At 71.1% G+C, this 11,930-nt stretch carries 9 protein-coding genes; 2 read left to right on the top strand and 7 right to left on the bottom strand.

The window, feature by feature from the left end:
- Positions 1–264: 264 nt before the first annotated feature.
- Positions 265–1,947 carry a PucR family transcriptional regulator gene (locus ADK57_RS04820; RefSeq protein WP_053748068.1) on the bottom strand — a complete coding sequence of 561 codons (1,683 nt, stop codon included), beginning with the start codon at positions 1,945–1,947 and terminating at the stop codon, positions 265–267.
- 117 nt (positions 1,948–2,064) lie between these two features.
- On the bottom strand, positions 2,065–4,191 hold the full coding sequence (locus ADK57_RS04815) for a hypothetical protein (protein WP_053748067.1): 2,127 nt from the start codon (positions 4,189–4,191) through the stop codon (positions 2,065–2,067).
- A gap of 246 nt (positions 4,192–4,437) precedes the next feature.
- On the opposite strand from ADK57_RS04815, the gene gabT reads away from it, so the two are divergent.
- On the top strand, positions 4,438–5,787 hold the full coding sequence (gabT, locus tag ADK57_RS04810; RefSeq protein ID WP_053748066.1) for a 4-aminobutyrate--2-oxoglutarate transaminase: 1,350 nt from the start codon (positions 4,438–4,440) through the stop codon (positions 5,785–5,787).
- A 214-nt stretch (positions 5,788–6,001) separates the two neighbouring features.
- On the top strand, positions 6,002–6,835 hold the full coding sequence (locus ADK57_RS04805; protein WP_078972948.1) for a phosphatase PAP2 family protein: 834 nt from the start codon (positions 6,002–6,004) through the stop codon (positions 6,833–6,835).
- A gap of 151 nt (positions 6,836–6,986) precedes the next feature.
- On the opposite strand, the gene ADK57_RS04800 is transcribed toward ADK57_RS04805, so the two are convergent.
- The 5 genes from ADK57_RS04800 to ADK57_RS04780 form a co-directional block, all read right to left on the bottom strand.
- The gene (locus tag ADK57_RS04800; RefSeq protein WP_053748064.1) at positions 6,987–7,439 is read right to left on the bottom strand and encodes a hypothetical protein; all 453 of its coding nucleotides are present in this window, start codon (positions 7,437–7,439) and stop codon (positions 6,987–6,989) included.
- A gap of 127 nt (positions 7,440–7,566) precedes the next feature.
- Entirely contained in the window at positions 7,567–8,985 is a 1,419-nt protein-coding gene (locus ADK57_RS04795) for an NAD(P)/FAD-dependent oxidoreductase (protein WP_053748063.1), read from the bottom strand.
- A gap of 29 nt (positions 8,986–9,014) precedes the next feature.
- Complete coding sequence (locus ADK57_RS04790) at positions 9,015–9,842, bottom strand: ABC transporter permease (protein WP_053748062.1); 828 nt, start codon at positions 9,840–9,842, stop codon at positions 9,015–9,017.
- On the bottom strand, positions 9,843–10,772 hold the full coding sequence (locus tag ADK57_RS04785) for an ABC transporter permease (RefSeq protein ID WP_053748061.1): 930 nt from the start codon (positions 10,770–10,772) through the stop codon (positions 9,843–9,845). It abuts the gene before it with no gap.
- Positions 10,772–11,926, bottom strand: coding sequence for an ABC transporter ATP-binding protein (locus ADK57_RS04780; RefSeq protein WP_053748078.1), 1,155 nt, complete (start codon positions 11,924–11,926; stop codon positions 10,772–10,774). The genes ADK57_RS04785 and ADK57_RS04780 overlap by 1 nt, the downstream gene beginning before the upstream one ends.
- Positions 11,927–11,930: the final 4 nt, after the last annotated feature.

Genomic DNA, 11,930 nt, shown 5'->3' with positions numbered 1-11,930 from the left:
AGTCGTAGTGGTGGGGGCTGGGGGTGCGCCGGATTGGCAGGGTGGGTGGGGGTGGGAGCCGGGTCTCTCGCGCCCGCCGCCCCTTCCCGTCCCATCCCCAGGGGGCTACACCCCCTGGACCCCCGGCCTTCGCCCACCCACCGCCCGACTCGGTCGGTCGAGAGGTGCACCACAACGAGGGCCACCTCTCGACCGCGCGAGACGGGTGGGGTCGGTCGGGCGAACGGGGTCTGGGGCCGAGCCCCCTGCACACGCCCCGAGCGGCTACTCCGCCGACGTCGCCTTCAACGCCAGCCACAACTCCATCCGCACATCCGGGTCGTCCAGCGACCGCCCGAGGATCTCCTCCACCCGCCTCATCCGGTACCGGAGCGTGTGCCGGTGGACGCCGAGATCAGCGGCCGCCGCATCCCACTGCCCGTGCCGCGACAACCACGCCCGGAGGGACGCCTCCAGGTCTCCCCGCCCGGTCGCGTCGTGCTCGTACAGCGGCCGCAGCAGCCCGTCCGCGAACGCCTTCACCGCGTCATCGGCCAGCAACGGCAGCACGGACCCCGCCGCCATCTGCTCGTGCTCGACGAACACCCGCCCCCGCCGCCGAGCCACCGACAGCGCCTGCTCGGCCTGCTTGTAGGCGGCCGCCGCGGCGATCGGCCCGACCGGCGCCGACAGTCCCACGACCAGCTCGTCCTCGTCGCTGTCGGCGGCCTGCTCGCGTACCCCCGCCCGCGCGGCCTCCAGCGCCGCCGCGTACTCCCCGCACGCGGCCACCGCGGCACCGCCGTCCGCGGCCAGCACCACCAGCCGCTCCCCCTCGCCGCCCCCGTTCTCCGGCACGACCAGGACGGCCTCGCCGGACCGGGCGGCAGCCGACTCCAGGACCTCGGTGAGCGCACCCAGCGGATCGCCGTTCGTGTCGGCGGCGGCAAGCGTCGCGGCCGTCGGCTTCGCGGGCGCCACGCGCGCGTGGTCGTCGGTCTGCACCCGCGCGGCCGACGCGGCGGAGGCCGCCTCGGCGACGATCATGCGGAAGGGGGCGTCCAGCAGGGCGCCGTACAGATCCCCGGCGACCGTCCGCGCATGGTCCGGCTCCCCGGCGAGCAGCATGCGCAGCACCGCCGCGCCGAGCCGCTGCTCGGCCGCGTGCAGGGAGCGTGACCGTTCCGTCGTGAGGGTCAGCAGGGCGATGGCCGAGTGGACGGCGTACCGCTCGGCCGTGCCGAGGGCCGCGGCCGTCCCCACGGCCAGGGCCGCCCGCGCCCGCCTCCCCGTGCCCAGCGAGTGCAGTTCGACCCGGTCCTCGTGCTCGGGGCCGCCCACGACCGACGAGGCGGGCGCGGGCCGCTCCCGCAGCCGCTCGACGTCCGCCGTGAGCCGTGCGGCCCGTCGCCCCGCCCACTCCGGCGCGGTGGCGACGACGGCGCCCGAGGCGTCGTAGAGCGCCGCCCACCCGTCGACCTGCGAGGCGAGCGCACTCAGCAACCCCTCAGGACCGTCCGTCAGCGCCTGCCTGGTCAGTTCGCGCTGGGCGGCGAAGCCCGCCGTCACCGCCCGGTACTGGTCCGCGGCGATCGCCGCGGACACGGCCTTGCTGATGGCGAGGAAGGGGGTGCGGCGCGGTACCTCCAGCAGGGGCAGCCCTTCCTGCTCGGCCGCGTCGACGAGCGCCTTGGGGGTCTCCTCGTAGTTGACCCCGACGGCGAACCCGAGCCCGACGACCCCCGCCTCGACCAGCCGCTTCACATAGCGCGCCATCTCCTGCGGATCCTCCGCGTCCAGCTTCAGCGCGGTGATCAGCAGCAGTTCCCCGCCCTCCATGTAGGGCACGGGGTCGGCGAGCTCGCTGACGTGCGCCCAGCGGACCGGCACGTCCAGGCGGTCCTCGCCCGCCCGCACGGTCAGCTTCAGCGCGGAGTGGTGGACGAGCGAGGAGAGCGTGGGGGGCATGAGGCCTTCAGGTATACGAGACAGGTATGTGTGACCGTCGTGATCTTTGTGATCTTTTGGCCGCAACGTATGAACGGCCTGTGCCGATTCTGCCTCACCGTACGGTCGCAACTCACCTCAACCGCGCAGATCGACCAGCAGCGGCGGCGCGTGCTCCCCCTTCACGTTCGTCAGTGACAGCACCGCATGCCCCGGCGGCACCCCGTGCGCCAGCTCGGACGCGGACCACCGCTCCCGCTCGACCTGCCGTACGGTCACCGCTCGCGCGGTCGGCGCCTTGCCGGTGATCACCCGCCGCACCGCGTGCAGTGCCTTGCCCGCCGGCGTCTCGGCGATGATCTGCCGGTCGGTCACGTCCCGCGCCTCGATCCACTCCTTGCCCCACACCTCGGCGAAGTCCTGGCCGTCCCACGGCGTGAGCCCGGACAGCGCCATCCGGCATCCGGTGGCCCCGAGCAGCGGCCCGCGCAGCGGCCTCGGTACGTCGTCCAGGGTGCGCAGCGTCAGCACGACCCCGGCGTTGCCCGAGCGCAGCCGCTGAATGCCCCGTACGGCCTCGGGTGTCACCACGCCCGTCGCGTCGTCCAGCACCAGGCAGGCGAACAGCGACCGGTCCTCCCGTACCGCCACGCTCGCCGTGAACTGGGCCAGCACCAGCCGCGCCAGCATCCGCGAGGCGTCGGCGTGCCCACGCTGGGGCAGGTCGACGCGCACCCGCACCGGGTGGTCCAGCGCCTTCAGCGAGAAGGGCCGCGACTGCCCGGACGTGTCGAAGAAGCTCGCGAAGGCCGGCCGGTCGAGCAGCGCCACCCGGTCCGCGAGCACTCCGCCCGCGTCCCCCGGGTGCCCCATCTGCCGCTCCCGCGCGTCCAGTTCGCGCAGCAGCGACTCCTGCCCTGAGTCCTCCAGGCCCTTGCGCAGCGCGGCCAGCGGCGCGGGCGACCCGTCGAGCAGCTGCCGCAGCTCCGGTACGGAGGGGAACCGCCCGTGGACCGCCCGGAACGGCCCGAGGAGCTGGGCCAGGACGGTGGTGGAGCGGCGGGTGTCGCCACCCTGGTGCGGCTCGGCGAGATCGCCGACGAGCGCCTCGGCGAGCACGGCCGCCGCCTCGTCCGGATCCGTCGTCCCGCCGTACAGGTCGAGGTCGTACACCGATTCCGGATTCCCGATGCGTACGACGACGTCGTAGGCATCGGCCGGACCGAGCCCGGCGCCCGCCGCGCCGACCACCACGACGGCGGCCCGCCCGGCGAGCGCGTGCAGGCCCAGCGACTCGGCGATCGGGTTCACCACGGTCCCGGTCTTGCCGGATCCGGGCGGCCCGACGGCGAGGAGGGAGGTGCCGAGCAGGTCGGGGCCGAGGCCGAGGCCGGTGCCGCGGTAGGCGTACGGGTTGCGGGCGTCGTCGGCCGTGGTGCCGAGGCGCACCTGGCCGGTGACCAGGTCGTGCCGGGCGATCCGGGTCGGCAGGTCGCGCTCGCCGGAGGGGTGCAGACAGGCGGCGGCGCCCTCCTGGAGCACGGCGCCGGTGAAGGTGGCGAGGCTGTGCCGGCCGCTGCGCACGCCCTGCCAGGCGCGGTCGATCCGGGCGTGGTCGACGTCCCGCATCAGCCCGGCCCGGGCCTCGGCGGCCAGCCGCTCGGCGGCGTCGACGGCTCCGGCGGCCCGCAGCTGGGGCCACGCGGCGGGGTCCTGCTCGGGGGTGGGCGGCCGTTCGGTCACCGGCGCGGACCGGCGCCAGGCGGGCGGGCCGTAGCGGCGCCAGACCTCGCCCCAGCGCCCGAGACGGCCTACGGCGAGCATGATCGCGAGGGCGATCAGCGTGTAGTAGCTGTACCAGAGGACGGCGTTGCCGACGCGGTCGTTGCTGTGGCGCCAGGAGTCCGGGGTGAACAGTTCGAGGGGCAGGACCCACCAGCCGCCGAGGTAGCCGTTCCACAGGAGCGACCAGATCAGCCAGCCGACGAGGAACGCGATCACCGCGCCGCTGAGCAGCTGCCGCGTCGGGATCTGCTCGGGCTCCTCCTCCGGCCGGGCCTGGTGCCCGAACCGCCACACGCCGGGGGCCGCCTCCGGCCGTGGCGCCCGCAGCCACGCGAGGAAGGCCGACCCGTCCGGCATCGGCGGCACACCCGGGGCCGCGGAGGGCCGCGGCGGCGTCGCCGGGACCTCGGGAGGTCCCGCCGGACGTGGCACCGGGTTCGCATGCGTACCCCGCGTGTCCCGCGTCCCGTCGCTGTCCATCGCCCTCGCCCCTTGACCAGCCGTTCCGTCCATCGTCAGCGAGTCAATCTAACGCCCCCGCCTGGGTAGTTCACCGCTTACGCGGCCGGGCCCGCACCGACCGGGCCGTACACCTCTATGTCCAAGACGGACAAGCGGTGCAGGCGAGAACGCCCACATGGAGCATGCCCACCCCCCGAGCCCCGTCCTAGCCTGCGAGAAAAGAGAAGGCAATTGTCGGCAGAAGCAAAACCCCAGGAGTCCCCCATGACCGCACTTCCGCAGGAGCGCCGCGTCGTCACCGCCATCCCCGGCCCGAAGTCGCAGGAACTGCAGGCCCGCCGTGTCGCCGCGGTCGCGCAGGGGGTGGGCTCCGTGCTGCCCGTGTTCACCGCGCGCGCGGGCGGCGGGATCATCGAGGACGTCGACGGCAACCGCCTGATCGACTTCGGCTCCGGCATCGCGGTCACGTCCGTCGGCGCCTCCGCCGAGGCCGTCGTACGCCGGGCCTCCGCCCAGCTCGCCGACTTCACCCACACCTGTTTCATGGTCACGCCGTACGAGGGCTACGTCGAGGTCGCCGAGGCCCTTGCCGAGCTGACCCCGGGCGACCACGCCAAGAAGTCGGCGCTGTTCAACTCCGGCGCCGAGGCCGTCGAGAACGCCGTGAAGATCGCCCGCGCTTACACCAAGCGCCAGGCCGTCGTCGTCTTCGACCACGGCTACCACGGCCGCACGAACCTGACGATGGCGCTGACCTCGAAGAACATGCCGTACAAGCACGGCTTCGGCCCGTTCGCGCCCGAGGTCTACCGCGTCCCGGTGGCTTACGGCTACCGCTGGCCGACCGGCCCGGAGAACGCGGGCCCGGAGGCCGCCGCGCAGGCCATCGACCAGATCACCAAGCAGGTCGGCCCGGACAACGTGGCCGCGATCATCATCGAGCCGGTGCTCGGCGAGGGCGGCTTCATCGAGCCGGCGAAGGGCTTCCTGCCCGCGCTGAGGAAGTTCGCCTCGGACAACGGCATCGTCTTCGTCGCGGACGAGATCCAGTCCGGCTTCTGCCGTACCGGCCAGTGGTTCGCCTGCGAGGACGAGGGCATCGTCCCCGACCTGATCACCACCGCGAAGGGCATCGCGGGCGGTCTGCCGCTGGCCGCCGTCACGGGCCGTGCCGAGATCATGGACGCCGCGCACGCGGGCGGCCTGGGCGGCACCTACGGCGGCAACCCGGTGGCCTGCGCCGGTGCGCTCGGCTCCATCGAGACGATGAAGGAGCTCGACCTCAACGCCCGGGCGAAGACGATCGAGGCGATCATGAAGGCCCGCCTGTCCGCCATGGCCGAGAAGTTCGCCCACAACGATCGATGCAGCATCGGCGAGGTCCGCGGCCGCGGCGCGATGATCGCCATCGAGCTGGTCAAGGACCGCGCCACCAAGGAGCCGAACCCGGAGGCGACCGCCGCCCTCGCCAAGGCCTGCCACCAGGAGGGCCTGCTGGTCCTGACCTGTGGCACCTACGGCAACGTGCTGCGCTTCCTGCCCCCGCTGGTCATCGGCGAGGACCTGCTGAACGAGGGCCTCGACATCATCGAGCAGGCCTTCGCACGCATCTGACGCCATGGAAGAGAGCCCCTGACGTCACAGGAAACCCACTGGTCGGCCGCCGGGCCACGCCACGGGAGCCCCACCCGCCCCAGCCCCGGAATTCACAGCGGATTCCGGGGCTGGGGCGGCCAGCGGCAGAGCGTGTGAAGAAGGTGTGCGGGGTGCATGGCAGGACTCGATTCCGCCTGTCTTAGACCCATCCCCTGACGTAGGTTCTACCCAGATGAGAGATACACCCCGCCCACAGGGGACTGTGGGCGACATCAGGCCGGGGCCTCCCCAGCTTCGACCTGGTCGTGCCCTCGCGCACACAACCGGTGCCTCCGGCTCCGGATCTCCTCACCGATCGGACAGTCGCCCGCCCCAAACCCCCCGGGGCGCGCGACGATCCGATCTGATCGGCCGCCCCGGAACCACCCCCCCTGTTCCGGGGCGGCCGGCCTCCTTCTTTCTCTTCGGGCTTCCGGCCCTCCTCTTCGCGCTGATCACCTGGCAGGTCGTGGCCGACGGCCCACTGCTGAGCATGGACGAACGCGTCAGCCACACCCTGGTCCATCCGGACCGCTTCTCCGACTTTCTCGCCGACCTGGGTAATTCCCAGGTCGCGGTCCCCGTCCTCGCCGGCGTCCTGGCCTACGTCGCCTGGCGAGCCCGGCACAGTGGTGCAGACCGCTGGTGGCTCCCGCCCACCGCTGCGGCCCTCCTCATGGCCCTGGTGCCGGCGCTGATCATCCCGCTCAAGGAACTCACGGCCCGCCACGGCACCCCCGCCATGCCTCCCGGCATCGGCTACTACCCCTCCGGCCACACCGCCACGGCCGCCGTCGCGTACGGCTCCGCGACCCTGCTCCTCTTCCCGTGGCTGCGCACGGCCTACGCCCGCAGGGAACTCCTGATCGGCTGTGCGGCCGTCAACGTCGGCGTCGGTTTCGGCCTGATCCGCTGCGGCTACCACTGGCCACTGGATGTGGTGGCCAGTTGGTGTCTGTGTGCGGTGCTGCTCTCGTCCTTGTGGCTGTTCCTCGGGCGGATGACGCCGGACGACGAGCCGGAGTAGCCGGTGGGGAAAGGCCTTCCGCGTCGGCCGCACGCGCGCCCGACGAGTCGCCGGAAGCGGTGGACGACCGCCTGATCGTTCCTGGTCGTCCTCGTCTGGTCGTCCTCGTCCGGTCGTTCTCGTCTGGTCGCTCTCGTCTAGTCGTTCTCGTCTAGTCGTTCTCGTGCATCGCCAGACCCGCCGCAGCCTCGTGCATCGCCAGTTCGAGGAGTGCCGGGTCGGTGAGGGTGCCGGAGCCGTCCGGGGGGACCAGCCAGCGGACTCCACGGGCGGCACGGCCCGGGTACGGCACCACGATCCAGGTACCGGCGCCCGCCGTACGGATGCCCGTGCCGAGCCAGCGGGCCGCGGTGCCCGGCGGTACGAAGAAGCCCAGGCGGGCGTCGCCGGAGTCGAGCAGCACCGGTCCCGGCAGGTCGAGGATGCGGGTGAGGACGTCGAGCGTGGGGTAGCCGAGCACACCCGGCACGATCAGTACGTCCCAGGCCTTGCCTGCGGGCAGAAGCGCGATCCCGAGGGGGTTGCGTTCCCACTCCCAGCGGCAGGCCTCGGGATCCGGAGCCACGGATGCGAGCCAGTCGACCGCCGTCTTCGCCCCAGTCATGAGGGACCTCCCTGTTCTGTCGTCGACGCGAGTCGCGTCACGAGAGAGAGGGAGGTCTCCTGGCAGCATTACGCGGGTTTTGGCCCCTCGTCGGAGTGAACCGGATCACATCTCGCCGGATCACGGCTCAGCTGTCGAAGCCGAGCCCCAGCCGGTCCATCGTCCGCAGCCACAGGTTGCGCCGCCCGCCGTGTGCGTCCGCCCGAGCCAGCGACCACTTGGTGAGGGCGATGCCCGTCCACGCGAAGGGCTCCGGCGGGAAGGGCAGCGGCTTCTTGCGGACCATTTCCAGCGAGGTGCGCTCCGTGGTCTCCCCCGCCAGCAGGTCCAGCATCACGTCGGCGCCGAAGCGAGTGGCCCCGACCCCGAGGCCCGTATAGCCCGCCGCGTACGCCACCTTGCCGTGGTGGGCCGTGCCGTAGAACGCCGAGAAGCGCGAGCAGGTGTCGATCGCGCCGCCCCACGCGTGCGTGAAGCGGACGCCCTCCAACTGCGGGAAGCAGGTGAAGAAGTGCCCGGCGAGCTTGGCGTACGTCTCCGGGCGGTCGTCGTACTCGGCGCGCATCCGGCCGCCGTACGGGTAGATCGCGTCGTAGCCGCCCCAGAGGATGCGGTTGTCCGCGGACAGGCGGAAGTAGTGAAACTGGTTGGCGCTGTCCCCCAGCCCCTGTCTGTTCTTCCAGCCGATCGACGCCAGTTGGCCGGCCGTCAGCGGCTCGGTCATCAGCGCGTAGTCGTAGACCGGGACCGTGTAGGCCCGGACGCGCTTGACCAGGTTCGGGAAGATGTTCGTGCCGAGCGCGACCTTGCGGGCGCGGACCGAGCCGTACGGAGTGCGTACGGCCATGCCGGCGCCGTACGGCTTCAGAGTGAGCGCGGGCGTGTGCTCGTGGACGCGGACGCCGAGCCGGACGCACGCCCGCTTCAGGTTCCAGGCGAGCTTCGCCGGGTTGAGCATGGCGACGCCGCGGCGGTCGTGGAGGCCGGCCTGGAAGGTCGGGGACGCCACCTGTTCCCGTACGGCTTCCGCATCCAGGAACTCCACCCCGTCGGCGAGGCCCTCGCGCTCCATCTCCTCGTACCAGTCGCGCAGTTCCCACGCCTGGTACGTCTCGGTGGCCACGTCGATCTCGCCGGTGCGCTCGAAGTCGCAGTCGAGATCGTGCCGGGCGACCGCCTTCTCGATCTCGTCGAGGTTGCGGGCGCCCAGCTCCTGAAGCTTGTGGATCTCGTCCGGCCAGCGGGTGAGCCCGTTGGCCGGACCGTGGGTGATCGAGGCGGCGCAGAAGCCGCCGTTGCGGCCCGAGGCGGCCCAGCCCACCTCGCGGCCTTCCAGCAGGACGACATCCCGCTGCGGATCGCGCTCCTTGGCGATGAGCGCGGTCCACAGTCCGCTGTAGCCGCCGCCGACGACCAGCAGGTCGCAGGTCTCGGCACCGGTGAGGGCGGGCTCGGGACGGGGCTTGCCGGGGTCGTCCAGCCAGTACGGGACCGGCTGGGCGTCGGAAAGAGACTTGGTCCAACGGCTCATGGCGCTCGGGGCCATGATTTCAACTCCCCACAGGATGTTTCCGGTTACGCCTTTTGCTTGGTGCGGCGATTTCCGATGACCATCGAGGTCAGGACGAGCAGTACGGCGACCAGGAACATGGCCGTACCGATGACATTGATCTGAACGGGTGTTCCGCGCTGTGCCGAACCCCAGACGAACATGGGGAAGGTGACGGTCGAGCCCGCGTTGAAATTCGTGATGATGAAATCGTCGAAGGAGAGCGCGAAGGCGAGCAGCGCGCCCGCCGCGATGCCCGGGGCCGCGATCGGCAGGGTGACCCTGACGAACGTCTGGAACGGGCCGGCGTACAGGTCCTGGGCCGCCTGCTCCAGCCGCGGGTCCATCGACATCACGCGCGCCTTGACCGCCGTCACGACGAAGCTGAGGCAGAACATGATGTGGGCGATGAGGATGGTCCAGAAGCCCAGCTGCGCGCCCATGTTGAGGAACAGGGTGAGCAGCGAGGCCGCCATGACGACCTCGGGCATCGCCATCGGCAGGAAGATCAGCGAGTTGACGGCACCCCGCGCGCGGAAGCGGTAGCGGACCAGCGCGAAGGCGATCGCCGTGCCGAGGGCGGTCGCTCCGAGCGTCGCCCAGAAGGCGATCTGGAGGCTGAGCGACAGCGAGCCGCACAGGTCGGAGACCCCGCACGGATCCTTCCAGGCGTCCGTGGAGAACTGCTGCCATTCGTAATTGAAGCGCCCCTTCGGCTTGTTGAAGGAGAACACCGTGACGACGACGTTCGGCAGCAGGAGGTATCCGAGCGTCAGCAGTCCCGCGATGACGACGAGATGGCGCTTGAGCCAGTTGACGCTCGTGCCGAATTTGCGACTCCGTCGCGTGTCCATTTAAACCAGATCCTCCGTGCCGGACTTGCGGATGTAGACCGTGACCATGGCGAGAATCCCGGCCATGAGGATGAAGGAGAGCGCCGCGGCTGTCGGGTAGTCGAGGATGCGCAGGAACTGGCTCTGGATGACGTTTCCGACCATCCGCGTGTCCGTCGAGCCGAGCAGGTCCGCGTTGACGTAGTCGCCGGCCGCGGGGATGAAGGTCAGCAGCGTGCCGGAGACCACGCCCGGCATCGACAGCGGGAAGGTGACCTTGCGGAAGGTGGTCCAGGGCCGCGCGTACAGGTCGCCCGCCGCCTCGTGGAGGCGTCCGTCGATGCGCTCCAGCGAGGTGTACAGCGGCAGGATCATGAACGGCAGGAAGTTGTACGTCAGACCGCAGACGACGGCGAGTGGCGTGGCCAGCACGCGGTCGCCGGAGGTCCAGCCGAGCCAGCTGGTGACGTCCAGGACGTGCAGCGTGTTGAGGGCGCCGACGACCGGGCCGCCGTCCGCGAGGATCGTCTTCCAGGCGAGCGTACGGATCAGGAAGCTGGTGAAGAACGGCGCGATCACCAGGATCATGATCAGGTTCCGCCAGCGGCCCGCGCGGAAGGCGATGAGGTACGCGAGCGGGTAACCGAGCAGCAGACACAGGACGGTCGCGGCGGCGGCGTAGGCGATCGAGCGCAGGAACTGCGGCCAGTACTCGGACAGGGCGTCCCAGTAGGTGGCGAAGTGCCAGGTGACCTTGTAGCCCTCCTCCAGGGAGCCCGTCTGCACGGACGTGGAGGCCTGGTAGATCATCGGCAGCGCGAAGAAGACGATCAGCCAGAGGATCCCGGGCAGCAGCAGCCAGTACGGCACCAGGCGGCCGCGCTTGCGCGGGGGCTTCTTCTCGGGCGCGGTGGGCGCCAGAGGCGGGGGCGCCTCGGTGAGGGTCGACATCAGGCGGCCGCCTCTTCCTCGGTGCCCGCGTCAATGTCCTGGGCGGCGTCGAGACCGAAGGTGTGCGCCGGGCTCCAGTGCAGGACCACGTCGGCGCCGGGTACCAGCCGGGTGTCGCGGTCGACGTTCTGGACGTAGACCTCGAACTCGGGGCAGACGGCGCTGTCGATGACGTACTGCGTGGAGACGCCGATGAAGCTGCCGCCCGCGATCTTGCCGGTGATGCGGTTGCGGCCCTCGGGGATCTCGCCGGCGTCGTCGGCGTGGATGAGGGAGATCTTCTCCGGGCGGACGCCGACCAGTACCTTGCCGCCGGTCTGCGTCGGGGCGGAACACCGCGCCTCGGGGAGCACCAGCTTGCCGCCGCCCGCCTTCAGCACGATGTCGTCGCCGCTCTTGGCGTCGACCTCGGCCTCGATGAGGTTCGAGGTGCCGAGGAAGTTCGCGACGAACGTGGTGTTCGGGTTCTCGTAGAGGTCGGTGGGCGAGCCGAGCTGCTCGACGCGGCCCGCGTTCATCACGGCGACCGTGTCGGCCATGGTCATGGCCTCTTCCTGGTCGTGCGTGACGTGGACGAAGGTGATGCCGACCTCGGTCTGGATGCGCTTGAGCTCCAGCTGCATCTGACGGCGCAGCTTGAGGTCGAGGGCGCCGAGGGGCTCGTCGAGCAGGAGCACCTTGGGGTGGTTGATCAGCGCGCGGGCGACCGCGACGCGCTGCTGCTGGCCACCGGAGAGCTGGTGCGGCTTCTTGCGCGCCTGCTCGCCCAGCTGCACGAGGTCGAGCATGTCCTCGACCTGCTTCTTCACCGACTTGATGCCGCGGCGGCGCAGGCCGAAGGCGACGTTCTCGAAGATGTCGAGGTGCGGGAAGAGGGCGTACGACTGGAAGACCGTGTTCACCGGCCGCTTGTACGGCGGCAGGTTGGTGACCTCCTGGTCGCCGAGGAAGACGGTGCCGGAGGAAGGTTCCTCCAGGCCCGCGATCATGCGCAGGGTGGTGGTCTTGCCGCAGCCGGAGGCGCCGAGCAGGGCGAAGAAGGAGCCCTGCGGGACGGTCAGGTCGAGCGGGTGTACGGCGGTGAAGGAGCCGTAGGTCTTGCTGATGCCCGAGAGGCGGACGTCGCCTCCGTGGTCTGTCTTGTTCGTCGTCACGGTG

The sequence above is a fragment of the Streptomyces sp. MMG1533 genome, assembly GCF_001279775.1.
Taxonomy (GTDB): Bacteria; Actinomycetota; Actinomycetes; order Streptomycetales; family Streptomycetaceae; genus Streptomyces.
This window is presented reverse-complemented; position numbering and strand designations above follow the sequence as displayed.

Excerpts from the sequence above, each read along its gene's own strand:
- ADK57_RS04800 (WP_053748064.1), bottom strand. The coding sequence starts at position 7,439 with ATGACTGGGGCGAAGACGGCGGTCGACTGGCTCGCATCCGTGGCTCCG.
- ADK57_RS04815 (WP_053748067.1), bottom strand. The coding sequence starts at position 4,191 with ATGGACAGCGACGGGACGCGGGACACGCGGGGTACGCATGCGAACCCG.
- gabT (WP_053748066.1), top strand. The coding sequence starts at position 4,438 with ATGACCGCACTTCCGCAGGAGCGCCGCGTCGTCACCGCCATCCCCGGC.
- ADK57_RS04820 (WP_053748068.1), bottom strand. The coding sequence starts at position 1,947 with ATGCCCCCCACGCTCTCCTCGCTCGTCCACCACTCCGCGCTGAAGCTG.
- ADK57_RS04790 (WP_053748062.1), bottom strand. The coding sequence starts at position 9,842 with ATGGACACGCGACGGAGTCGCAAATTCGGCACGAGCGTCAACTGGCTC.
- ADK57_RS04785 (WP_053748061.1), bottom strand. The coding sequence starts at position 10,772 with ATGTCGACCCTCACCGAGGCGCCCCCGCCTCTGGCGCCCACCGCGCCC.
- ADK57_RS04795 (WP_053748063.1), bottom strand. The coding sequence starts at position 8,985 with ATGGCCCCGAGCGCCATGAGCCGTTGGACCAAGTCTCTTTCCGACGCC.
- ADK57_RS04805 (WP_078972948.1), top strand. The coding sequence starts at position 6,002 with ATGAGAGATACACCCCGCCCACAGGGGACTGTGGGCGACATCAGGCCG.